Origin of the sequence: Psychrobacter sp. APC 3426 (assembly GCF_030408035.1) — a bacterium.
GTDB lineage: Bacteria > Pseudomonadota > Gammaproteobacteria > Pseudomonadales > Moraxellaceae > Psychrobacter.
This window is the reverse complement of the sequence record NZ_JASDCF010000002.1, coordinates 206,124-229,850: the sequence shown is the minus strand read 5'-3', so window position 1 is coordinate 229,850 and position 23,727 is coordinate 206,124. Positions and strand designations below refer to the sequence as shown.

The window sequence follows — 23,727 nt, the reverse complement described above, 5'->3', positions numbered from 1 at the left end:
ACGTTGCTTAAAGTAAGCCGACTCAAATAGCATGGCTAAAAGCGTAAATATTGGAGAATGATATTGGTATTGCTTAGACTATTAGCAGACATTCTCCTTTATTTAACATTAGGGTTGTTGGTTTATTGGTATTTTACCCAAGACACAACCGCCCTACTTATAACCATTGCTAGTGGTGTCATCAGTGCTTTGTTATTTATCATTACCACAGATATTAAACAGTCACGGCGTCACCGCCACTCAGAGCCTTCGAGCATATGGGACTGGCTGTATTTTATCGACATACTAGAGATTCCTTTTTATTTGCTTGGCTGGTTATTGCGCAGTTTATGGCGGGTATTCGATTAGCAGACATTTGGCACATGAAATATGAAAGAAGACGTCCTGAGTGGCGTCTTTTTTTATGTGACTTTTTATGTCATTTTATATGGCTTAGTGTTTTCCACTCTATCGAATAAGACCATCAATACGTCGCTCTCTACTATCTATGACGAATACGTTTTAATTTTTTATTGCGATAACTTACATTACTGTCATAATATGAACATAATGATCGACGGAACGATTACTTTTACTTTATTGTTAGCCTGCTATCTTGGCATCAACATAGCATTGACTCGGCTAACCTGCACTTTCCAATACTATCTTTAAGAATCAAACACAACAAAAAAGAATGCAAGTACTACTCTAGTAAACTTAGCGATTCTGACAATGCTGGCTTGGTTTTTATAATTGATATAACTGATGAGTTACCCTAATAATGACTATTGCTTCTACTTTTCGCTTAAGTTTATTCGGTGCTGCCATTAGCGCCTCACTTGGATTAATTGGCTGTTCAAACTCTACTGACACTGCAACAACTAATGAGAATGCAGCGGCTGATACCGATAAGCCCGCCAAAACATTAGCCATCACACAAATCGTTGAACATCCATCGTTAGATGAGATGCGCCGCGGTATCATCGATGAGCTGGCTGATAATGGTTATGTCGAAGGGCAAAATCTAACCGTCAACTTTCAAAGTGCGCAAGGTAATACAGCAACAGCAGGACAGATTGCCAAGCAGTTTGCAGGCGACAACCCAGATGCCATCGTAGCAATCTCTACGCCATCTGCTCAGTCAATTGTGGCGTCAACCAAAACGGTTCCGGTTATCTATACGGCTATCTCCGATCCTGTCGCAGCCAAACTCATTAATGAAAACGACGTCCCTATTCAGTCCAATGTGACAGGGCTATCTAGTGAGCTGCCCATCGAGCCGCAATTAGACAATATTCAAAAAATTGTGCCAAATGCAAAAACCATTGGTTACGTTTATAGTCCAGGTGAGGTCAACTCTGTCGTCGTGCTCAATCAACTTAAACAAGCAGCGCCAGCACGTGGACTCAAAATATTAGATGTCACGGCCAATCGTCCAACGGACGTTGCGATGGCAACTCGCAGTCTCTCTGGTCGCGCTGATGTTATTTATACCTCATTAGACAACAATGTGGTATCAGCATTTGAAGCGATGGCAGGTGCTGCCAATGAGCTTGATATTCCCGTGATTGCCTCAGACGAGTTTAGTGTAAGACGCGGCGCCACTGCTGCACTAGGTGTCAACGATTATGATTTTGGTCGTACGACTGGAAAAATGGTTTATCGCGTATTAAATGGCGAAGCGGTCAATACCATTAAGCCTGAAGTGATGAATACCTTAACTCTATACGCAAGCCCGAAACACGCAGCAGAGCAAGGGGTTAGCTTGTCAGCAGATTTGTTGAAGAATGCCATCAATATCGACGAAAAAGCACAGAATGCCAATAAATAATATTTAGCCATCTGCCTAGATAGCTGCTATTAACTTTTATCTATTAAATAATGTACGGATACATTATTATTTTCAGGAGTGAGACCCATGTTGTATCAAAACCGTTTTGGTCATTTCAATTTTAGTAAGGCTTTATTATTAGGCGGTGTTTGTACCGCTATCTTGACGGGTTGTAATCAGTCGGCACAAGATACTAGCACTACTGACGCGGCTACTACCGATGCTGCCACAGCGATGAAGACTGTCGCTATCACCGCTATCGTAGAGCATCCAGCGCTTGATGATGTCCGTAAAGGTGTCATTGACGAGCTTAATGAAGCGGGCTTTAAAGACGGTGAGAACTTAACGGTTAACTTCCAAAGTGCACAGGGTAATACTGCTACCGCTGGACAGATTGCTAAGCAATTCGTCGCCGATGCGCCAGACGTCATCGTCGCTATCGCTACCCCATCTGCACAGTCTGTTGCCGCCTCTACCAGCAGTATTCCAATGGTATTCTCTGCAGTGACTGACCCAGTAACAGCTAAATTGGTCTCTAAGCTTGACGGCTCTGGCACTAACGTGACGGGCGCATCAGATGCCCTACCGTATGAGCCACAAATCGAATTGATGCGTCAAATCATTCCTGATTTGAAAAACGTCGGTTACGTTTATAGCCCAGGTGAAGTCAACTCGACCATCATCTTAAAAAACCTAAAAGAAAAGCTTACGCCGCTAGGTATTAATGTGCACGAAGCCCCTGCGCAGCGTAGTAATGATATTGCCATGGCTGCACGCAGTCTCGAAGGCAAAGTCGATATGATTTACACGTCAACGGATAACAATGTGGTATCCGCTTATGAGTCACTATATCAAATCGCCAAAGAAAGTAAGATTCCATTAATCGCCTCAGATACCAGCTCAGTTGAGCGCGGTGCAGTTGCAGCCTTGGGTGTTAACTACTACGAGCTTGGCCGCGAAACTGGTAAAATCGTCGTACGTATCTTAAATGGTGAAAAAGCCGGTGCTATTCCTGTCTATACGCCGCAAAAGCTTGATTTGTACGTCAGCCCAAACCATGCCAAAGAAGAAGGCATTACTTTGCCACAAGCAGTTATTGATAAAGCAAAAGAAGTGGTAGAATAAGCCACCTTTACACTTGCTTGTAGTAGCAGCTGAAAAACACGCTCGATACTTGCGCTATCATTCGTCGTTTATTTCGATAATGTTATCTATCAGCCACGTTACTTAGTTCAGGTATCAGGTATCGCAACATAAGAAACCCAGCTATGAGTCAGTAGGCTGGGCTTCTCATTTCAGAGACAGCCGTTTAGCTGCTATTACTCAATGATTGTCAGTTGAATACCTTCGTATTCTTATGGCTTATAAATCTATAATGTTTTGCAGAAAACCTTTGAACCAAGGTAGCTTATGATAGTTGTTCATCGTGACATGTTTTGGTTTACCCTAACCGCAGATTGCTTAATCTGTTAAATTCACCGCTTAGCCGTTTAGCTGCAATAGACTTATAAATAAGAGAGCGCTGATATAGACCACTTATTTTATAATCTGATAACTGTATTGTTATTTGCTAAACGCTTGGTTATGACTTACTGATCCCTTATGTCTTTAATTGCTTTTTTTGGTGCGCTTGAAAGTGGTCTGATTTATGGCCTAGTAGCACTTGGTGTACTGATTTCTTTTCGTACGCTCGATTTTCCTGACTTGACCGCTGATGGTAGTTTTCCATTAGGTGGCGCCGTCGCTGGCATCTCTATCGTCGCTGGAGTCAACCCGTGGTTGGCCTGTGCTTTTGGTATGCTAGCAGGCTCAGTCGCTGGTATTGTCACTGCATGGCTGCACGTCAAACTTGGCATCCTGCAGCTGCTCGCCAGTATCTTAGTGATGGTCGCGCTATATTCTGTCAACCTACGGATTATGGGCGCGCCAAACCTACCATTATTGGGTGAAACCACGGTATTTAGTACCTTGGTCAATGATGAAAACGGTTATTGGATGCGCTGCCTTATCATTGGTGTGGTCGTGCTGCTTGCCAAGCTATTTTTAGATTGGTTTTATAGTACAGAGTCTGGTCTCTCTATGCGGGCGACAGGCTCTAACCTACGTATGGCACAGGCTCAAGGTATCAATACCTCATGGATGACCGTCATTGGCATGGCTATCTCTAACGGTCTTATTGCGTTAGCAGGCGCATTGTTTGTACAGACCCAAGGTGGCGCAGACATCTCTATCGGTATCGGTACCATTGTCATTGGTTTAGCAGCGGTCATCATCGGTGAGACCATTATTCCTGCCAAGCGTATTTGGCTGATTACTTTTGCCGTTATCCTAGGTGCAGTGCTTTACAAGCTGTTTATTCAGGTTGCGCTATCAAGTGATACGCTGCGCAGTATTGGCTTTGGTCCACAGGACTTAAACTTGATTACTGCCCTACTTGTGGTCATCGCTCTGGTATTACCAAAGGCGAAAACAAAGTTTTTATCTCGTAGAGTTCGTGCTTAATGATGCTAAGAATAGCGATACAAACTTGAAGAAGCGCTTAGCTTGAAGAGATGATAAGGAACAACGATTATGATGCAAGCCAAAGATTTACGGTTGACCTTTAATCCAGGCACCCCTATCGAAAACCCTGCCTTACGTGGTATTGACTTAAATATCGCTGACGGTGAGTTTGTCACTGTAATTGGTACCAACGGCGCAGGTAAATCAACGTTTTTGAACGCGGTCAGCGGTACGACTCGTGTCGATAGTGGCTCAATCCTATTGAACGGTATCGACGTCACCAAAAAGTCTGCACATCAGCGTGCACACTGGGTTGCTCGGGTATTCCAAGACCCAATGGCAGGTACTTGTGAAGCCTTGACTATCGAAGAGAACATGGCGCTCGCCTATAAACGTGGCGGCAAGCGCAGTTTAAAGATGGCCCTCAATGCAAACAACCGTGAATTGTTTCGCGAAAAGCTATCCGTATTGAAATTGGGCTTAGAAAATCGCCTAACTGACCGTATGGGCCTGCTCTCTGGTGGTCAACGTCAAGCCGTCAGCCTGCTAATGGCATCATTACAGCCGTCTAAAATCTTATTGCTTGATGAGCATACTGCTGCCCTTGACCCTAAGACTGCGGCTTTTGTTTTAGAGCTGACAGATAAAATCGTCACTGAAAACAAACTCACCACCATGATGGTCACCCACTCCATGCAACAAGCATTGGCGCATGGCACTCGCACCGTGATGCTACATCAAGGTCAAGTCGTACTAGATGTCGCTGGTGATATCCGTAAAGGGATGACCGTACACGACTTGCTCGATATGTTTGAGCAAACACGCGGTGAAAAGGTTGAAGATGATAGCTTAATTTTAAGCTGAGTCATTTAACCAAGTAGTTTTGGTCTACGAAATAAAAACGCCTGTTTAATAACAGGCGTTTTTTTTTATCAGTTAACACAAGTAACTATTCGCTTTTATCATACTTAAGCATTAAGGTTAAACAGTTAAGACTCCAGCATAACCAGCTTTTGAATCAATTCACTAACATGCTGTGATTGCATTTTTTTCATGACTTGTGAGCGATGTACTTCTACCGTTCGGACTGATATATCCAGATGATCGGCGATAACTTTATTGATATTGCCTTGCAAGAGCTCATTGGCTACCAGCTTTTCTTTATCAGTCAGCTGCATATATAAATGACGGATGTCATAGAGCTTAGCACGCTTAATCGTTAATGCTTGAGCCTGTGCTATTGCTTCTTGTAAGCGGTGGCTGTTGATAGGTTTTTCTAGATAGTCAGCAGCGCCTTGTTTGAGCATGTTCACGGCATCAGCGATCTCGCCATTACCAGTCAACGCAATAAGAGCAATAGGACTATCATATTTATTAAGATGTGCTTGTAGCGCCTGACCGCTCATTTCAGGCATCATCAAATCGCTAATAATCACTGCTGGCTTATAAATATTTACCTGCTGCAAAAACACCATAGCACTTGACCATACTTGGGTAGCTAATCCTAAGCTGCTAATCAAAAAATCACATGAAGTACGCACGCTTTCTTCATCGTCAATAATATGAATAATTAATTGCTTAACGCGACTGTCCGCCAAATGGTTACAGCGCTTAGCATGCTCGTTTGGTATTCGATTAGGAATCATATACGACCTTATGGCTACACTCATTTTTAATATTTATTGGGATTATTCATCCGTATTTGTTACGTGTAATGGCAAATAAAACGATACTTGCGCTCCCACTATATTTAATAACTGATAGTTAGCATGAATCTGCATCAATGGACTTTTGCTGTTTTGAATTTTACCACTCAAGCTACCCTTAAAACGCCGCTGAGGACTTTTCTGCATGTCACATATGTCGTCAATTTCACGCTGCGCATCGATGTTATGTAGCTGCATCATACCGCCAACTGATTGACATAAACGCTGACATATCATCAGCCCTAACCCTAAGCCATTTACTTTGGTAGATTGAGTCCCCTGTTGATGGGATGCCTTTGTCTGTGACTTGCGCTCCATCAACTGTGCTTGGTCAAAGCCGCCTGCATCATCGCTCACATGTAATGCTAAGTACTGCTGACCATTTTCCTCCACTGCCTGACAGCGTAGCATGATATTGGTCGCACCTTGCTGTGTGGCATTGAGCAAACCGTTCATCATTAACTGGTCGAGGAGCAAGTTCGGTAAGGTTAAGTATTGATAGTCACTTGCTAGCCAAAAATGAATGCCTGTCGCCTTTTCACCCAATAGTAAAATACATTGCTTATAGGTGACTGCGATATCGACTTTGACTTCATCGGCTTGCGACTTTCCTGCCCAACTTCGTATGTTTGTCACTACAGCGGCGACTCGCTCTGTCTCATTAACGATTTGCTGCAAGGCATTTTCTGTGGCTGCATTATCCGTGGCACTCTTTTCGCTTGGAGCGTTTGGGGCGATATCGACAGCCTTTTTAGACAAATTTTCTTGTTGGCTACGTATCAATAGTCCTTGCGCATAATTCTGAATGGTTGCCAAAGGCTGATTGATTTCATGAGCGATTGAGCCACTCATTTCGCCAATGACAGCAAACCGCTCTGATTGACGCAGTTGCTGGTCGTAGTTTCGTATAAGACTGTTTTGTTTCACTATCTTTTGCTGTCGATGCCATGCCAGCCAACTCATCCACCCATAGTTAATGGTCGATATTATGATAACAAACACCAGCATGCCCACCCACAATCGGTGAGACTTTATCCAGTCTACTAAATGCGCGCCCAATTGCTTTTGCGCGGGATGCTGATTCATGTCATATAAGATACGCTCAGCGTCCATACTAGACTCTGGTGGCAACCAACGTGGCTTTGGATTGCTTGTCTCCTCTTTTACGCTAAATAGAGTTTGATTGATTTGACGTATTAATGTCGCAGGTGCTTGTTCTGTCGCTGCTAACGTCCAATTTGGATAGATAACGGTTGAAGACTGACAGTTCGACGCTATCGCGACTGGATGAATCAGGCGATACTGTTTGGCATTTATTTTGCCTTGCCGTGCCATTTCTTCCATTAGACAAAGTGGTGCTATTGCAGCATCTACCTGCCCTTTAGATAGAGCATGCAACGTCTGCTCAATCGGATAACCGACAAACTGCATTTGATAGTGATTGGACATTAGACCATTCTGCTGTAATAAATGCGCGCCTAGTAGATAGCCACCAAAGGCATCACTATCAACTGCAGCAATGCGACGTTGCTGTAAGTCTGGCAAACGATGAATGTCACTGTCAGCAGCGACCCATAACGCACTAGCGACCTCTTCCATCGCGCTCGGTTCACTTAGTGAATCGCTCTCATATAATCTATTAAATTCTTTGGCTAAAACAACCGTTGCAGAAGGCTGATTTTCATGTTTTTGCCCATCAAAGGGTTGAGTACTTAGATTCTTATAACCAAGCCCTTGAGTATTATCTGTCACAGAAGCGCTTAATTCAGACTGTGTCGTACCTGCTTGCAAGGTGGCCAGCCAGCGCCACTTTGTGGTATTCATTTTTATAAACTGAACTTGTGGGCCAAGTACCAGTGCAAATTGCTTTGCTTGTATTTGTTGTTGCCAATTTTCCAGTACCAATGGTACCAATATCACTGTGTCATCTGACAGCTGGTGATTGATTTCATCGAGCCACGGCTGCCACCGATTTTGCGCGGCCATCTCACCTTGCGGTGCCAATACACCCAAGTAGTAGGTTTCTGCATTTGCCTTAGACAACGCTCCCCAACTAAATAATGCCGCAACGATAAATAGAAAAACATGAAGGGCTGCCCAGCTTTTAGACCTGCTATGCATAAACCTAGCGTTCCATTTAACTTTGTAAATAGGCATTATAAACGAAAACCTTATTTTTAATGTGGTTTTCCACAATATCGCAAGGTAACGCCCTGCTCTATACTAGATAGTAGTAGTGTAACTTTTAATTCGTTAAGCTTACGGTCACGCTGTCAAACACCGATGATTCGGATAATCGACAGCGTATTGATGATAATTCGTAAGCTTGGCACAGGTATCTTATGGAGGGTATGCTTGTGAAAAATGGGCTTATGAAAAAGTGGCCACTGATTATAATAATAGCAGCCATCATTGGGTTGGTAATCTCCTTTATCATTGGGCAAATACTGCCAAACATGCGCACCAGTACCAGTGATATTAATGTGGATATCACTGACCCTGCCCTAATCAAGCAAGGCAAATACGTCGCACGTACCGCAGACTGTGTCGCTTGCCATACTACTTTAGACGGTGAAACTTATGCTGGCGGCTTGCCTATGCTGACGCCACTTGGCGCTATTTACTCCACCAACATTACCCCTGACAAAGAAACTGGTATCGGCAATTATAGCTTTGATGATTTCAAAAATGCGGTCAAACATGGGGTACGCAGTGACAACAAAGCCTTATACCCTGCTATGCCCTACCCATCTTACCAGCTGATGCCAGATGAAGATTTGGCTGCTATGTACGCCTTCTTTATGTCAGACGTCAAAGCAGTCAAACAAGCCAACTTAAAAAGCGAGCTACCTCCCGTGGCTAACTGGCGTTGGCCATTGGCATACTGGCAAGTTTTATTCGATCGCAAGCGCGATTTTGTCCCTGAGACTGACGATGCCCTCTTAACGCGTGGTCAGTACTTAATCGAAGGCCCTGGTCATTGCGGCTCTTGTCATACTGGACGCGGTATTGGCTTTCAAGAAGTCGCTTTAAGCAATGCAGATTCTGCTGAATATTTAAGCGGCGCAGTCATCGATGGCTGGCGTGCTAAAAGCATACGCGGCGAGCATCGCGGACTTGGCACCTGGACAGTGGCAGAATTAAACGACTTCTTCAAAACAGGTCGTACCGATACCACCGCTGCCTTTGGTGCCATGGCCGAAGTGGTCGAGCACAGCACCCAATACATGACTGACTACGATATCAATGCCATGTCATCGTATCTAAAAACCTTGAGCCCTGCTCCAAATAAAGAAGAGATACTCCCAGAGAAACAAGACATCACCACGCAAAAACTGCTAGATGGCGACTATGACTCACGCGGCGCGATATTGTACGCAGAGTATTGCCAAGTTTGTCACCGTGCTGATGGTAAAGGTATCGCGCGTATCTTCCCAGCACTTGATGGTAATAGCGCGGTGTATTCTAAAAATGCAGACTCAGTATTGCAGATTACGCTAAGCGGTGGCCGGATGCCTGAGACCCCTCATGACCGTATGGCCTTTACCATGCCTGAATTCACCAACTTAAGTGATGCGGATGTGGCTGAAGTGGTCAACTATGTCCGTAATAGCTGGACCAATCAAGCGCCTGAAATCGACGTCGATGATGTGGTAAAAATGCGCGCTTTCCTTGCCAAAAAGCCAAAAACCAGTACCGACATCGCCCCAGACCTAACCGTTGATGCGACAGCTAAAGGAGCAAACTAATGAACCACTCACTATTAAAATTGCCGACTGTTGCTTTTTATGCCATTAGCATAGCTGTCATTAGTATAGGAGCTATCAGCGGTTGTTCAAGCCCTGAACCTGCCGCACGCAACGCGCCTGAATTTAACATGGTCACAGCGGATGATGCCAACGAAGACATTGGCACTTATATACTGCCGCAAGATACCTCTATCTTAGATGAACCAAACGCTGATGAGATTTTTTATGGTAAACGCTTATTGAATGAAACCAAGCGCTTACTACCAGAGCACGTGGGCGCGCAAATGAATTGCAATAGTTGCCACATCTCGCAAGGTAAAGTGCCGCTCGGCGATCCATACATCAACAGCTACAACACCTATCCTCGTGTCATGCCCCGTTCTGGAAAAGAAGTCGATTTGGAGGCACGTATCAATGGTTGTTTCCAGCGCTCAATGAATGGCAAACCGTTGGATCGCGAATCACCTGAGATGCTTGCAATGGTGGCCTACATGAAATGGCTGTCACAAAACACGCCTAAAGAGCAAAAAGTCGATATTCATAACGCTGGTAAAGTGGATGAATCATTGATACCAGATCCTGTACGCGGCGAACAAATTTATAAAGTTCAATGCGCGACTTGTCATGGTGATAATGGCGAAGGTATCAAAGACAGTCGCGGCGATATTGTCTCCCCGCCACTATGGGGTGATGAGTCCTTCAACATTGGCGCTGGTATGGCACGTACTTACAAGGCGGCAGCTTTTGTAAAATATAACATGCCGATGGGAATTCAAACCAAAGGGCTGTGGGGTCACGGAAACGTGTTAAGTGATCAAGATGCGGTCGATGTAGCACATTTCTTTACTCATCAACCGCGTCCTGACTTCGCTGGAAAAGTGAATGATTGGCCAAGTGGTAAAAAACCCAAAGATGCGCGCTACTGATTTTTATTAAGAAAGTAGATATCACTTTTTCATTAGTTTTTAGTAATGAATAAGCACATGAGCAACCTTCAAGAAAACACTTTTTTCTTGAAGGTTTTTTGTTATCTATAGTTAATGCTCCTACAAACTTTTTGCTAGTCATTATATAGTTGTTATATAAAGCTTATTTGCTGCCATTTACCAATGAGGTCTGTTATGCGCAAAATTCCTGTTTATTCTCACCCTGCTGCCGGTTGGCCTGCGCTGATATCCTCTACTCGTAAACTGATGGATTATCAGACCTTTTTGCGTGGTAGTTTAAGTGTGCTAAAAAGCAACCAGCCTAAAGGCGGATTCGATTGTCCAGGCTGCGCTTGGCCAGATCATAAATCACATAAGATGATTGATGTCTGCGAAAACGGCATTAAAGTCATCGCTAGTGAGACCATGTCAAAAAAGGCAGATGCACAATTCTTTGCACGGTATACGGTAACAGAGCTACAAGGATGGTCTGGCTACGAGCTTGAACATAGTGGGCGCTTATCAGAGCCCGTATATTATGATGCCACCCAAGACCGCTATGTACCGATTTCTTGGGAAGCTGCTTACAAGCGTATCGCTGAGCAGTTAGCACAGCTTGATTCGCCAGACGAGGCGCTATTTTATACTTCAGGCCGTGTGACCAACGAGCCAGCCTTTATGTATCAACTGTTTGTGCGCTGTTTTGGTACCAATAATTTACCAGATTGCTCAAACATGTGTCACGAGCCAACCTCAGTGATGCTCGGCAAACAGCTGGGCGTTGGCAAAGCGACGGTGATGTTAGAAGATTTTGAGCAAGCCAAACTCATATTAATGTTTGGGCAAAATCCTGCGACTAACCACCCACGCATGCTTGAAATGCTCGCTCATGCTCATGAGCAAGGCTGTCGAATCATCTCAATAAATCCCATGCGTGAACAAGGCTTGAGTAAATTTAGAAATCCGCAAAAGCCCACGCATATGGCGGCAGGTCAAAGTGATGATATGGTCGACGATGTCATTCAAATTCAAATCGGTGGTGATACTGCGCTGTTGACTGGTATTGCAAAATGGCTGATTGAGAACGATAAAATTAATAACGACTTTATTGCGACGCATACGTCAGGTTTTGAGCCATTAAAACAGTGGCTGACAGAGCAGTCATGGGCAGATATTGAGCTTGGTTGCGGTATCGCTCAAACAGAGATTATCAATATCGCAAAGCTGGTTGCTAATAGTCCTGCGACGATTTGCACGTGGGGTATGGGCATCACCCAGCATGTGCAAGGTGATGACAATGTGGCAATGATTACCAACTTGCTACTACTCATGGGTATGATTGGTATCGATGGTGCAGGCGCCTCCCCAGTGCGTGGACATTCTAACGTGCAGGGCGATCGCACCATGGGCATTCATGAACGTCCCGGACAGGCTTTGCTTGATAGCCTGGAGCGCGTTTTTGAGCGTCCAATGCCGCAAGAAGACGGTTTGGATGTGGTGGCGGGCGCCAAAGCATTAATCGCCGGCAAACTCAAAGTCTTTATGAGTATGGGCGGTAATTATGCTGTTGCCGCGCCTGATAGCAGTGCCATTCAACAAGCCTTGACCACGACTCAGCTCAATATTTTTGTAGGAACTAAGCTGAATGAGACCATGCTGTATCCGGGCGCAAACAACCTCATCTTACCTTGCTTAGGTCGTACTGAACGTATAATTACTGCTAAAGGTGAGCAGTTTGCCACTATCGAAGACTCTATGTGTCAGATTGTCCCTACTCAGGGCAACCTTAAGCCTGTTAGCGATACGTTAAAGTCGGAAGCGCAGATTGTGGCAGATATCGCTACTCACGTGCTTGGAGCTGACTCACTCATTCCTTGGCAAGCAATGAGTGAAGACTTTGATATCATTCGTGATTATGTCGCCCAAGCGATTGATGGATTTGAGAACTTTAACGAGCGTATTCGCGCGGCTGAGCGTGGCTTTCATTTATATCATCCAGCGCGCCATCGCATATGGAATACAGACAGTGGCAAGGCACAATTTGAAGTACCACAATATCCAATTACTTATGTCGCAGCACAAATGGCAGAGACAAGCTCAACCTTTACAGACGATGCGAGAGCAACCAACAGTATTGATGATGATCAGGACGATGATCAGGGCAATGCTCAAAAGGACGATCAGAAAGTTTGGCAATTGACCAGTGTCCGTAGCCATGACCAATTCAATACTATGATTTTTGGGTTTGAAGATCGCTATCGCCAAACCAATCGCCGTGATGTGCTATTTATGCATCCAGATGAGATGAGCCGTTTAGGTTGGCAAGCAGGTGACCATGTTGTGGTATCGCGTCAAGCCAGCCCAAATAGCTCAAATAATACAGACAGCAAAGATAAACCACGTACCTTAGGACCGTTAGTATTGACTAAGATGGATATCGCATCCAACGCCGTCGCAACTTACTACCCTGAGTGTAATGATTTATTTGATTTAGATACTCATGCGCCAGACTCCCATATACCAGCTTATAAATCGACGACTGTCGTCTTACAACGAGTTCACGCAAGCAGCAAAGCAAGTGATAAAGCTAGTAATAAAGCAAAAAATAACGTGGATGCCCTTCCTGCTTTTGCTTGATAAAAGAGAGTCATGATAAGAGATAGTAATGTAATGATGAAAGAAAGTAACAAGGTCTAATCAACCTAAAAAATATAGCGTAGTTGAAGGAATTTTACCAACTACGCTGTTTCTATCTTATTTATCAATCAAATCAATGACAATAATTTATGGTAAAAACAAAGCTTTATGACCACTGCAATGATGACTAAAAATAATGATGCCCAAACGTCACCGGATGACATACCTGCAACGGTAGAATCGTCCAATACAGTGTCTTGTCTTACCATGTCTGATTTGTCCAAAAAAACTCAGTTATCATCTAATATAATGGAATCTTTATCACTTTCCTCATTAACACCGCTTGCGCGTACCCATCTAACGCAAAAACATTATTACTTATCAGCTAAGTGTAATGACAATTATGTTAATCAGCCTGAGATCGAAAACCAGCCTGCTAGCTTAGCCGTTGAAGCTGCAGTTGCTATCGTTATTAACGGTATTCACTATGCGGTATTAATGGCAAGTCCTCATCAGCTAGAATATTTAGCTGTTGGATTCTTATTTAGTGAAGGCTTAATTCAGCACAGTCATGAGCTGATTGATTGGGAAGTTACCCAGCTTAAAGATATCGCAAGTTATCAAAAGTTTACGCAATATTCATTTAGACAGGATTCATCTAGGCAAGATTCGCATGTAAAAAACCCGACGAATGAGAGTGTTGAATCTGAAGCATTTGAGCAAAGCTTAATATCACTGCAAGATTACGATATTTATGTGGTAGAGCTAGTGCTAAACCAACGCTGTCATCAGCGTATCCAAGCACAAAAGCGTCAGCTCGCAGGACGTACAGGTTGTGGTATGTGTGGTATCACTGGACTGACGCAGGCATTGCCCGACTTGAGTTCTTATCGTCAAGATATACAGCAGGTCAAAGCAAACATTCCAAGCCTTGGTTACCTATTAGAAATACGGCGACAAGTCGATACCATGCAACATACACATCAGTTGACAGGTGCAGTGCACGCTGCCGCCACGATGCATAACCAGCAATTATATTTGTTTGAAGATGTAGGACGTCACAACGCGCTAGACAAACTTATCGGCTGGCAACTGCGGAACAAGATGGAGGTTGAATGCGTCCTTATGACTTCACGCCTATCGATTGAGCTGGTACAAAAATCCATTCGTGGTCGCGTACCGTGGTTGGTTGGTATGTCTGCCCCTACCAGTACCGCCGTTCGTGTCGCCGAGCGCTATGGCTTGGGCTTAGCTGGATTCTTACGTGATAACAGAGTGACTTATTATTCCGGCATTTAACAAGCATGACGCCTTTCATGATTTATTTGTAACGTACTTGAGGCAACTGTATCTATCAATGTCATTCAGCCAATATTTTTCTATCTGTAATTAACATCTTAATCTCTGTACCTTCTGGAATTTTTTTCCCACCTCCTTTTTTCTAATAACAACTCTTCCTCAAAGTATCATTTTATAACTTCTTTCTTATTAAAAATATCGCCTACTGTTAAATGTTCCCAAGTATTCATAGCCAATAAGTTCATGGACAGATTTGAGGTTATTTAAATAATAGGTTACCCTTAGTGCACGAACATGTTACATAAATTTAACATGGCTGTAGTTTTGTTTATCAATGATAAGTAGATTAAGCCAGTTATTGGCACTACGCTGCGCTTATCATTATGACTACGGAAGATGCATCAAATGCGATAGTTAGGTGGAGACGATTTAAATAACAACTTAAGTCGCACGCTCAAACTGTTGCTTTTTACAGCTTATACAGCTGTCTACACCTAGCTCAAGCCACGATTTTATGGCTTCGGGCTTATCCGTAATAATATTATAAACACTTGAGTTATCAAATACTTATAATATTCAGCTACTACCGAGTATGCATATTTGACAGCGTAATGGTTAACCCATTAACAGACGCCTGTTGATAGCTGCCCCTGTGTTTCATTACACATGTTTTAGATATGACATGATAAATAAAATCATTGATAAAACAATGCAAGCTAGTGTTTTGCTGTCCCTACAGTTTGTATCCTTGCCCTCCATACAGCGATATGTATTTGCTCAACATAAGGGTTTTGTAGGTTATATCATATTCCTAACAGTTTGGTTTTAGATCAACTCCATTAAATTTTATTCATTAAAACAATTGCGAGGTATGAATTTGAAAACTGAGTCATTGTTCCAATTTTCATCGTTAACCATTATTTTATTATTGTTAGCGTTTTACGGCGGTACCTATCTCTTATCTTTATTAATCAAAAAAGACAAAGAGACCACGTCAGGTTTTATGGTTGCAGGTCATGGCGTTGGCTTTGGCATGGGTGCAGCCAGTATGACCGCCACTTGGATTTGGGCCGCATCATTTTATGCCGCTGCCACATCGGGTTATAAATACGGCGTATCAGGGCCGATACATTATGGCTTTTGGGGCGCACTGATGATTTTATTCATCTATCCTTTTGGCATGCGCTTTCGTGAGCTTGCCCCTGATGGACATACGTTAGGCGAACTCATCCACGCCCGCCATGGCTCATCAAGCCAATTAATTTTAGCCATATCTAACCTTATGGGCAGCTTAATTAGCTTGATGGTCAATTTCACTGCGGCTGGGGCGTTGGTGTCAGTGTTATCGCCATTATCTTTTCAGACAGGTGTGATGATTGCGGGTATCGGGGTGCTAAGCTATACCCTAACCTCAGGGTTTAGAGCGTCGGTCTTCACCGACTTTGCCCAACTGGTTGCCTTAATGGCGATTGGTATTGTCATTATCCCTGCGGTCCTGTTTGCAATGGGCGGTCCTCAAGTCATGGTCGATGGACTATCCAATCTAACCTTAGAGCAGCAGGACTTCTTTTCATCAGAAGCTTTCTTTCAGCAAGGTGCGCCCTATTTTGTGGCTGTACTAGCCTATGCTATCGGTAACCAAACAATTACTCAGCGCTTGTTTGCGATTGATAAGACTAAAATCAAAGCGACCTTTATTACGGCTACTGTCGGTTATGCTGGTATCGTTATTGGTCTTGGTATGATTGGCTTGATGGCTTTGACCATCGGTATTGAACCACTTGATGGCAATATGAATAATCTGATTCCACAAATGGTTAGTACTTATTTGCATCCAGTGTTTATTGGACTTTTCTTTATCTTAGTGATTGGCTCCCTATCTTCGACAGCTGACTCTGATTTATCAGCGCTGTCGACGATTATGATGGCAGACGTTTATGGCAAAAACATTGCTAGAGGTCGTGTCAAACCAAAAACCATGATGCTCGTCGGTCGCGGTACCATGATTATTGCTACTGCAGCTGGTCTAATATTTGCCAGCTTTAAGCTAGATATTTTAGTGATGTTAGTCTTCGTTGGTGCGTTATGGGGTGCGATTGTATTCCCTGTGATTGCCAGTGTCTTCTGGAATCGCGTGACCAATGTCGCTTTCACCTCTGCGGTGATTGTCGGACTGCTATTATTCTGCGTGGCTCGCTTTGAACTGATACCGATTACTGGCTTCACTGCTTTATTCTTTGAAATATTGGCCAGTGTTGGTGCAGCAGTCGTGATTGGCCTTATGGTCTTCGGCTTTTTAGGCCGTAAAATTGGTATGGCAGCAGCAGCTATTACGCTCGTGCTGATGCTAATCTTTGCCACTGGCTTCCTGCGTCAATATATGGTCTTGCTGGCCTCATTGACCGCCTATGGCGCCAGTACCATCGTCTGTGTCATTGTCAGTCTAATGGGTGATGAGCATTTCGATTTTGACTTAATTAATGAACGTGTTGGTAACTACGATAAAAAGGCCAAAGTGTCACAAACACCCAAAGCCTAAATGAGAGTGCTCTAAATTTATGAGCGGTTGATCATCGTTGGTTAGCCACTCAACATTAGCCAACCGCACATTGCATGTAGTAACTACTACTCATAAATACTATAAGGAGATATTATGGACAACGTCTTTATCTATGGCTTATATATTTTGATCTGGCCTGCCATAACCCTTGGCGTGCTAATATTAATTTGTACCGCGACTTATCGCGATTTAAAAAAAGCACGCCGCAATAATAAGCACATTGTTTAGCAATTCATTGCTATTATTTACTTTCTATTCATCACTAAGCAGTGGCTCGGTGATGATTTCATAAGACCTATAACAGCATGAATACTCCCAAATCAGTGCTGAAAAAGTGTTAAATACAGCTTACATAGCAAATAAACTGCATTTAACCAAAAAAGGGCTTGTAATTTAGTATATTTTTGCTAATATAGGCGACCTTGATTGGCTGGATGGCAGAGTGGTCATGCAGCGGACTGCAACTCCGTTAACGCCGGTTCGATTCCGACTCCAGCCTCCAATTATTTATTAACTTTACGTTAATTTGGGCTTGCATTATTAGCATAACCGCTTATAATAGCGACCACTTATCTAGTAACTAGATGGTCTATCAGCTAGCTTACGTTAAAGATAAAACAAGTTTTGCCCGGGTGGTGAAATTGGTAGACACAAGGGATTTAAAATCCCTCGCTAGTAATAGCGTGCCGGTTCAAGTCCGGCTCCGGGTACCATTACATTAAAAGGCTTCCAAGCAATTGGAAGCCTTTTTCTTGTTTATCACTTTTGTATTCAAACTCTATTTGGCTTATAGTTAGTAGCAAGTCAATAATTTCCTTAATAGCATCTTCGTATTATAATACTCGCTATTTTATTTCTATCTAGCAGTAATAAAGATATTACTCCAACAGTCTTAAAAATCCACCAACTTGACTGTCTAAGGACTCTTCTAGCGCTTCTGAAAGATATAAAATATAGCTTTCAGTAAAGTGGCTCTTGTCTCTCATTGTTGGGTATCCATCAAAAACAGCTGGGCACATACCATCGCGGCAAAGTATGTTCGTAAAATCAACAGGATAGAATGCCTTCAGTTTTTCCTTGTCTTTCACTATCATAGCGGGATTTATTGGCTTAAGCGATGATGAGTAGCTAGTTGCACACTTATAGGCATTCTTACTATTTCTCCATAAGCATGAGTTAGGAGTATTGAAAGTTGGATTAATACGTATTCCAATAACAGGAATATCTAGTGATAATATTTCTTTAATATTCTTAAGATATCCGTGAGGCATAAACTCCCCGTCGCCATCTGATCTCGAGCTATTAACCACCACCACCCTTGGCTGCGGATTCATTCTCGATATATACCCAACAATCTCTTTATTCCAATCATTACAAATATGATTGTCTATCATGTTTTTCGGATGATATCCAAATGAGCAATCTCCCAAAATAGCCGTAATCACTTTGAAATCATTTTTTTTACCCAAATGAGAAAACATTGGCTCCCAATGTCCAAGTCGACTACCTCCTACTAAGAGAACAGTACGGTCACTACTTTTATCTCCAAAGCTACAAGAAACAATTTTTCCATCTTTCATGCCTGAACCACATTCATCAAGATAACTTTTGGTTAAATCATTATAGATGCCAATAAATCTTCCTAATCCGATATGTGATGGCCCTTCTTGTACATATGCGCTCTCACCATGATAGTAATTATCAGCCACATAATCCATTTTCTTAACTTTATCAAACTCTTTAACGACTTCTGAACGAACATAATAGCTAGAGAGTAAAACTGGAATTAAAAATAATAGCCCAGTAAAATAAGGAATGAACTTATTTTTTGATCTGATAGTTAAAAAAGAATTTTCTATCCATTTTTTTGATAAAGCTGATAATGCAAATGCTAAACTAATTACAGTAAACCCTTCTATCATACTCATATCGCCTGGCGTAGTGCCCGAGTAGTGCTGAAAGTATATAAGAATAGGCCAGTGCCAAAGATATAATGAAAATGATATTCCGCCTATATATACAAGGATCTTAGATGATAGCAACCTATATATATACCCATTCTTTTCTGCTATTCCACCTACAATCATCATTCCAGCGGCAGCTACTGGAAGAATAGCTATATAACCTGGATAGGTTGCACTCTCGGGCACAAACAAGCCGACAGCTAAAAGTAATAAAAAACCTAACCATATTAAAATTCGGGAATTTCTTAGGGGCAGTGCAATAAAAGGTGAGCCAATAAAGATGCCAACGCCTACAAAAAACTCCCACGCTCTAGACGCCGTATGGAAATACGCTGCTGACGGATTGATAGCCGTATAATATACAGAGAAACCAAAAGATAAAGCGATGATTAAAACTACAGTAAATGAGGCTGACTTTAAGATGTTGAATTTAGATATACCAAAAAATTTCGATAAAAAAATACTTAAATATAGAGCAAAAGGTAGTATGACATAAAACTGGACTTGTAATGATAATGCCCAGAACTGCTGAAATGGACTTCGCGGATCGCTACTAGTAAGATAATCAGTGCCTACTCTAATCAATTGCCAGTTTTCAATCTGTAATGCGCTAGTAAAAACCTCATTTATGCCACCTCGCCAAAGGTGTGCAGGCATAAAGAAGAAGCCTAATACAAGGGTCGCTGCAATCACCGTATAACACAAGGGAGCTATCCTGATGATTATTTTTCCCCAAAACCCCCAAGGATTCACCTGTCCATCTTTTAAGTATGACCGTGCCAGCATCCCTGCCATAAAGTACCCAGAAACAACGAAGAATACATCCACCCCGCCCGATACCTTACTAAACCAAATATGATAAACCATAATGAGAATCGCACCGATTGCGCGTACTCCTTGTATATCATACCTGTATGATGTCGTTTTATAGGTATCTATATCCATTACATACTTTCCTTGAAGCAGGGAACTACAAGATTAATATTCCTGCATTAGAATAATTGGTGGTGTTCTAAAAAGTATGCTGGCATCAGACGTAACCATAATTGACATAAAAGAACACCAGATCGAATACTTTAAAGTGATTATCAAGCTTTTTTGAGAAGCAACAAGTCTTTCTAACCGCCCGACGCAATCGGTGTCTAAGACGGCAGTTATTACCTTCTATACCTACCGTATGCTGTTTGCCAATTCGTTTGTTATCACTTCTAAAGGCGGTTATAAAACTGTCCCAGTTGTCCATACTGATAGAGCCATAGCTGACTGTAAGCTGCTTTAAACGTGCTCTTAACTTCTTAGCCGTTTTTAGGTCACGTTTGCCCCAGACATAAGCGACAATCTCATTAGTAGCACGGTCATAAGCGTAGATGAGCCACACTTTACGTTTCTTGCGATATACGTAAGTCCAGAACTCATCAACCTCTAAGCGTTCATAGTAGCGCTTCTTAGGTACAATCTTGTAAATGGATGAGCCTATGGTGCTAAGCACTTTACCAATGCTAACCTTGGCTATAACGGCTATGTCTCTAACGCCGCAACCTCGGACAGTCATCAGTCGTATGAGATCTTCTATTCTAGAGTGACAGCCGTTATAGGTTACCGCATGATCGCCAATAAATTGGCGTTTGCAGTCCTTACATTGGTAGTTCTGCTTGCCATAGCTTTTTATACCATTTTTCTTTAGACTAAGACTGTGACAGTCGGGGCAATTGATCTGTATTTGTGTCTTCATAACCTCAAATATATCATCTTGCTTCGGCTGTTACCCTTCCTTTATTACTCCAGCATACTTTTTGATACACCACCGAATAATTATCTGTCATTTTGGTATTGATAATAAAATACAAAAAATAATTAAGTCCTTTTTTTATAGATTACCTCTTATCATCGATGAATACCAACTATAGCATCCACATTATAGACAGATGGATATCCTAGACACTTACTAAAACTTTTGAAAAAGCAAAAAAAAATCCGACCACATTAAGTGATCGGATTTTTAATATTTGGTGGAGATGGCGGAAACTAAACTATTAATTCAAACTATTGATAAATAAAGTTATTTTAAATTACAAAATAGACAATACCAACCATAATACCAACAATCGATTTTCGTTAAAAAACGCCTCTAAATCTATCGCATCAGCTCAATAATATTTTGTAATTGATTGTGATATCCCTACCCTACCAACTTGTATTTAAGCTCGTTGGGTACGCTTTTAAACGCTCATTCATTTACGCCTGCCGGCAAGCACCAATTTTCATTACACCGAAATACTAATGACTGATTAAATTTAAAGTCAGAGCAAGGCCGAGAGCCTATTATTGTAGATTCAGAATATAAAACTATATTTAATAGCTTATAGGTGCTTATAGGTGCTTATCTACATTGCTCAAATCTCACTAATCGGTTAAAGTTAGGTAAATATAATTTTGTTGAGTATTGGCTATGAAAAAGCTATTGACTGTGGGATTAGTATTGGCGCTGAGTGGATGTGGTGGTGGGTATGACACTATGGATTACGCTAGACCTGGCGGTGGCATTGGTAATACTGTTACAAAGCCGACTGTGCCTAGTACCCCTGATGACAAAAGCAACTGGCGTTATTCTTCAGTAAAAAATAGCGATGGAGAGGTATTCTATACAAAAGCTGAGAATAGCTCGCTGAATACTTATCCAAACCCTGATTTTCAGGGATTGGAAGCAAGGTCTTTTTTTTACGTTGAACGCGAACGTATAAGACCGAGCGGTATATCAGAGTCAGTAAAAATATTTGCTGGATCGGAAGTATCTTGTACTCCTACATGTCAAATCCCTATAAAGTTTAATAGTGGAAGACAAAATTATCTTATGCGATACAGTGCAAGTAATGAGGTTTTAGTGCCAGTTAATGCGCAAGTTGGTAAGGACTTATTTGACAAGTTCACTCGCTCCAACTCAGCCGTAGTTACACTGCCTATTATTGGTCTCAATAGAAGTGTCGAAGTTGAGTTTAATTTAAGAGGTTATGATGCTCTACAAATGAAGCTGAGTATTGAAGACTTAAGTTAAATTCCTAAAACCTATCTTAGTAGAAAAAATAATGGATATTAAAAAGATAGTCGCAATAGCGGCACTGGCACTATTGGTTATTATTAGCTTTAATTATTACAGTAGTGCTCAGTCTGAGAAAAATAGAATTGCTCGTATTGCTGAGACTGAGGCGTTACGTGGTCAGCTCGCTAAGGTTGAGAGCGACAAGGCAACGCAAGCGGAAGCTGAACAGCAGTGGATGGAGTTCGAGGCAATGCCTGAGAAGGCACAGCAGATAATCACCGCCAAGGCGTCTGAGCCACAGCCTGATATAGAGTATCAGAGCATTAACTTTGAGAAAGAAGATAGAGCCAAGCTTGATGAAATAATGGGCCGCTGGACTGATGCGAGCGCCATTGCGAGTAGAACGTCTAGAATTGCGCTACATGCTGTTGTCAAAGATATGCAGTCCATCAAACGTGAGTTGGATAAGCTCAGCGTTACGCCATGCCTTACAAAGGCACAAGCCAACCTTATGGCCGCCATGGAGTCAGAGATAACAATGTACTTAAGATTTATGTCTGACTCTAAAGCGGATATTTCAGGCGATATGCTGGAAGTGTATAGAGCACAAGAGCAATATTACTTAATCATCAAGAGATGTACCGATTAATAGCTGTAAGAATATTCACTTAAGACGCGCGCGTGCTGCATCGTTTTTCAGAATACCAAATCTATTTTATATAGTTATTAGCCAAGTGTTTTGCTGGCAAGCAATAGTGTTCTGATAATATTCAATTGGGATTGATAAAGGAAATAATCATGAAAAAACTATTACTAACTGCAGCGCTATCCATTTTCGCTCTTTCATCCAATGGCGCTGTCAGCACAATAGACAATCCGTTTAATAGCAGTGCTATTCTGAAAGAGCCTGTAGAAGTGGACCACCCACTATTCGCCAAAGGTGCCGGTGGTTCGCAGTGCAAAGGCCTACCAAGCACTTGTGGTCAGATGGCTAACTGTGAGCAAGCCAAACAAGCGCTTAAGTGTGGTAACACTCGATTAGACCGAGACAAGGACGGTGTGCCATGCGAATCGATATGTCCAGGTGGTTGATTAGTATTACTGTCCTATCAATATCTGCATGTACTCCTGTCCAAGACGAAAGAGATAAGTTCGTCTCTGGTTATGTTGAGGTCCATGAGATTTTCTGGCCTGCTCACCATGATACGCCCTACCCATTCACCACGTCAGGCGATATATCATGTGTTTATTATCCTACCTTTGGTATTGAGGTATATTTTCAGCCTGCTGGCTATATTGAAGACTCATCCATCGGTACACCACTGAATCAGGCTGCTACTAAAGCGCTGAAGCATAACGGTATGGAGTCGAATGTGCCTTATAGCATTAAGGAAGGTGCCGACTTGAGTGATGCTGTGAAGGTTGGGTTGAAGGCGTGTGGTGAGTAGATGGGATAGGTTTGGTTGTGAAGAAGAACTGATAGCAATAAAAAAGGCATTACGTGAATGGATTACGAATGCCTAATAATACGTCTAAC

19 protein-coding genes and 2 tRNA genes are annotated in these 23,727 nt (G+C 42.4%); 17 read left to right on the top strand and 4 right to left on the bottom strand.

The features are described 5' to 3' along the window. Positions 1 to 63 precede the first annotated feature (63 nt). The 5 genes from QL919_RS03160 (at position 64) to QL919_RS03140 (ending at position 5,176) form a co-directional block, all read left to right on the top strand. Positions 64 to 348 (top strand): hypothetical protein, encoded by a 285-nt coding sequence (locus tag QL919_RS03160; RefSeq protein ID WP_290188142.1) that lies wholly within the window; start codon positions 64 to 66, stop codon positions 346 to 348. A gap of 412 nt (positions 349 to 760) precedes the next feature. After that, positions 761 to 1,810: an ABC transporter substrate-binding protein gene (locus tag QL919_RS03155; RefSeq protein WP_290188141.1), complete on the top strand. Its 1,050-nt coding sequence runs from the start codon at positions 761 to 763 to the stop codon at positions 1,808 to 1,810. A gap of 87 nt (positions 1,811 to 1,897) precedes the next feature. Next, on the top strand, positions 1,898 to 2,935 hold the full coding sequence (locus QL919_RS03150) for an ABC transporter substrate-binding protein (RefSeq protein WP_290188140.1): 1,038 nt from the start codon (positions 1,898 to 1,900) through the stop codon (positions 2,933 to 2,935). Between the two features lie 477 nt (positions 2,936 to 3,412). Further along, positions 3,413 to 4,312: an ABC transporter permease gene (locus QL919_RS03145; RefSeq protein ID WP_290188139.1), complete on the top strand. Its 900-nt coding sequence runs from the start codon at positions 3,413 to 3,415 to the stop codon at positions 4,310 to 4,312. A 69-nt stretch (positions 4,313 to 4,381) separates the two neighbouring features. After that, positions 4,382 to 5,176, top strand: coding sequence for an ABC transporter ATP-binding protein (locus QL919_RS03140; protein ID WP_290188138.1), 795 nt, complete (start codon positions 4,382 to 4,384; stop codon positions 5,174 to 5,176). Between the two features lie 125 nt (positions 5,177 to 5,301). Here the strand turns inward: QL919_RS03140 and QL919_RS03135 are convergent, their stop codons facing one another. Further along, on the bottom strand, positions 5,302 to 5,958 hold the full coding sequence (locus tag QL919_RS03135) for a response regulator (RefSeq protein ID WP_290188137.1): 657 nt from the start codon (positions 5,956 to 5,958) through the stop codon (positions 5,302 to 5,304). 42 nt (positions 5,959 to 6,000) lie between these two features. Then, positions 6,001 to 8,139, bottom strand: a complete 2,139-nt coding sequence (locus QL919_RS03130; protein WP_290188136.1) for a PhnD/SsuA/transferrin family substrate-binding protein — start codon at positions 8,137 to 8,139, stop codon at positions 6,001 to 6,003. A gap of 251 nt (positions 8,140 to 8,390) precedes the next feature. On the opposite strand from QL919_RS03130, the gene QL919_RS03125 reads away from it, so the two are divergent. From QL919_RS03125 to QL919_RS03095, 8 genes are all read left to right on the top strand, one after another. Continuing rightward, positions 8,391 to 9,767 (top strand): cytochrome c, encoded by a 1,377-nt coding sequence (locus tag QL919_RS03125; RefSeq protein ID WP_290188135.1) that lies wholly within the window; start codon positions 8,391 to 8,393, stop codon positions 9,765 to 9,767. Then, positions 9,767 to 10,693, top strand: a complete 927-nt coding sequence (locus QL919_RS03120; protein ID WP_290188134.1) for a c-type cytochrome — start codon at positions 9,767 to 9,769, stop codon at positions 10,691 to 10,693. Before QL919_RS03125 ends, QL919_RS03120 begins: the two co-directional genes overlap by 1 nt. A 195-nt stretch (positions 10,694 to 10,888) precedes the next feature. Next, the gene (locus QL919_RS03115; protein WP_290188133.1) at positions 10,889 to 13,330 is read left to right on the top strand and encodes an FdhF/YdeP family oxidoreductase; all 2,442 of its coding nucleotides are present in this window, start codon (positions 10,889 to 10,891) and stop codon (positions 13,328 to 13,330) included. Between the two features lie 180 nt (positions 13,331 to 13,510). Next, positions 13,511 to 14,629, top strand: coding sequence for a formate dehydrogenase accessory sulfurtransferase FdhD (locus tag QL919_RS03110; protein ID WP_290188132.1), 1,119 nt, complete (start codon positions 13,511 to 13,513; stop codon positions 14,627 to 14,629). A gap of 871 nt (positions 14,630 to 15,500) precedes the next feature. Next, positions 15,501 to 17,168, top strand: a complete 1,668-nt coding sequence (locus QL919_RS03105; protein WP_290188131.1) for a sodium:solute symporter family protein — start codon at positions 15,501 to 15,503, stop codon at positions 17,166 to 17,168. A gap of 114 nt (positions 17,169 to 17,282) precedes the next feature. Continuing rightward, positions 17,283 to 17,417, top strand: coding sequence for a putative transporter small subunit (locus QL919_RS14145; RefSeq protein ID WP_356649836.1), 135 nt, complete (start codon positions 17,283 to 17,285; stop codon positions 17,415 to 17,417). Positions 17,418 to 17,617: 200 nt separating this feature from the next. After that, positions 17,618 to 17,691 (top strand) — tRNA-Cys (locus QL919_RS03100). 124 nt (positions 17,692 to 17,815) lie between these two features. Continuing rightward, positions 17,816 to 17,902, top strand: a tRNA-Leu gene (locus QL919_RS03095). Between the two features lie 165 nt (positions 17,903 to 18,067). Here the strand turns inward: QL919_RS03095 and QL919_RS03090 are convergent. Both QL919_RS03090 and QL919_RS03085 read right to left on the bottom strand, forming a co-directional pair. Next, entirely contained in the window at positions 18,068 to 20,098 is a 2,031-nt protein-coding gene (locus QL919_RS03090; protein WP_290188130.1) for an acyltransferase family protein, read from the bottom strand. Positions 20,099 to 20,183: 85 nt separating this feature from the next. After that, positions 20,184 to 20,885 (bottom strand): IS1 family transposase, encoded by a 702-nt coding sequence (locus QL919_RS03085; RefSeq protein ID WP_290188129.1) that lies wholly within the window; start codon positions 20,883 to 20,885, stop codon positions 20,184 to 20,186. A gap of 717 nt (positions 20,886 to 21,602) precedes the next feature. Between QL919_RS03085 and QL919_RS03080 the strand changes: the two genes are divergently transcribed. From QL919_RS03080 to QL919_RS03065, 4 genes are all read left to right on the top strand, one after another. Next, the gene (locus tag QL919_RS03080; RefSeq protein ID WP_290188128.1) at positions 21,603 to 22,205 is read left to right on the top strand and encodes a hypothetical protein; all 603 of its coding nucleotides are present in this window, start codon (positions 21,603 to 21,605) and stop codon (positions 22,203 to 22,205) included. 31 nt (positions 22,206 to 22,236) lie between these two features. Continuing rightward, the gene (locus QL919_RS03075; protein ID WP_290188127.1) at positions 22,237 to 22,839 is read left to right on the top strand and encodes a hypothetical protein; all 603 of its coding nucleotides are present in this window, start codon (positions 22,237 to 22,239) and stop codon (positions 22,837 to 22,839) included. Positions 22,840 to 22,988: 149 nt separating this feature from the next. Then, a complete protein-coding gene (locus QL919_RS03070) occupies positions 22,989 to 23,282 on the top strand; it encodes an excalibur calcium-binding domain-containing protein (RefSeq protein WP_290188126.1) in 294 nt (97 codons plus the stop codon). After that, positions 23,255 to 23,638: a hypothetical protein gene (locus QL919_RS03065; RefSeq protein WP_290188125.1), complete on the top strand. Its 384-nt coding sequence runs from the start codon at positions 23,255 to 23,257 to the stop codon at positions 23,636 to 23,638. Before QL919_RS03070 ends, QL919_RS03065 begins: the two co-directional genes overlap by 28 nt. The last annotated feature ends 89 nt before the right edge of the window (positions 23,639 to 23,727 follow it).

What these genes read in the sequence shown, in the direction of transcription:
- QL919_RS03145 (WP_290188139.1), top strand. Translation starts at nt 3,413, where the DNA reads ATGTCTTTAATTGCTTTTTTTGGTGCGCTTGAAAGTGGTCTGATTTAT.
- QL919_RS03125 (WP_290188135.1), top strand. Translation starts at nt 8,391, where the DNA reads ATGAAAAAGTGGCCACTGATTATAATAATAGCAGCCATCATTGGGTTG.
- QL919_RS03070 (WP_290188126.1), top strand. Translation starts at nt 22,989, where the DNA reads ATGAAAAAACTATTACTAACTGCAGCGCTATCCATTTTCGCTCTTTCA.
- QL919_RS03090 (WP_290188130.1), bottom strand. Translation starts at nt 20,098, where the DNA reads ATGGATATAGATACCTATAAAACGACATCATACAGGTATGATATACAA.
- QL919_RS03150 (WP_290188140.1), top strand. Translation starts at nt 1,898, where the DNA reads ATGTTGTATCAAAACCGTTTTGGTCATTTCAATTTTAGTAAGGCTTTA.
- QL919_RS14145 (WP_356649836.1), top strand. Translation starts at nt 17,283, where the DNA reads ATGGACAACGTCTTTATCTATGGCTTATATATTTTGATCTGGCCTGCC.
- QL919_RS03105 (WP_290188131.1), top strand. Translation starts at nt 15,501, where the DNA reads ATGAATTTGAAAACTGAGTCATTGTTCCAATTTTCATCGTTAACCATT.
- QL919_RS03120 (WP_290188134.1), top strand. Translation starts at nt 9,767, where the DNA reads ATGAACCACTCACTATTAAAATTGCCGACTGTTGCTTTTTATGCCATT.
- QL919_RS03130 (WP_290188136.1), bottom strand. Translation starts at nt 8,139, where the DNA reads ATGCATAGCAGGTCTAAAAGCTGGGCAGCCCTTCATGTTTTTCTATTT.
- QL919_RS03080 (WP_290188128.1), top strand. Translation starts at nt 21,603, where the DNA reads ATGAAAAAGCTATTGACTGTGGGATTAGTATTGGCGCTGAGTGGATGT.
- QL919_RS03065 (WP_290188125.1), top strand. Translation starts at nt 23,255, where the DNA reads ATGCGAATCGATATGTCCAGGTGGTTGATTAGTATTACTGTCCTATCA.
- QL919_RS03075 (WP_290188127.1), top strand. Translation starts at nt 22,237, where the DNA reads ATGGATATTAAAAAGATAGTCGCAATAGCGGCACTGGCACTATTGGTT.
- QL919_RS03135 (WP_290188137.1), bottom strand. Translation starts at nt 5,958, where the DNA reads ATGATTCCTAATCGAATACCAAACGAGCATGCTAAGCGCTGTAACCAT.
- QL919_RS03155 (WP_290188141.1), top strand. Translation starts at nt 761, where the DNA reads ATGACTATTGCTTCTACTTTTCGCTTAAGTTTATTCGGTGCTGCCATT.
- QL919_RS03140 (WP_290188138.1), top strand. Translation starts at nt 4,382, where the DNA reads ATGATGCAAGCCAAAGATTTACGGTTGACCTTTAATCCAGGCACCCCT.
- QL919_RS03085 (WP_290188129.1), bottom strand. Translation starts at nt 20,885, where the DNA reads ATGAAGACACAAATACAGATCAATTGCCCCGACTGTCACAGTCTTAGT.
- QL919_RS03115 (WP_290188133.1), top strand. Translation starts at nt 10,889, where the DNA reads ATGCGCAAAATTCCTGTTTATTCTCACCCTGCTGCCGGTTGGCCTGCG.
- QL919_RS03110 (WP_290188132.1), top strand. Translation starts at nt 13,511, where the DNA reads ATGATGACTAAAAATAATGATGCCCAAACGTCACCGGATGACATACCT.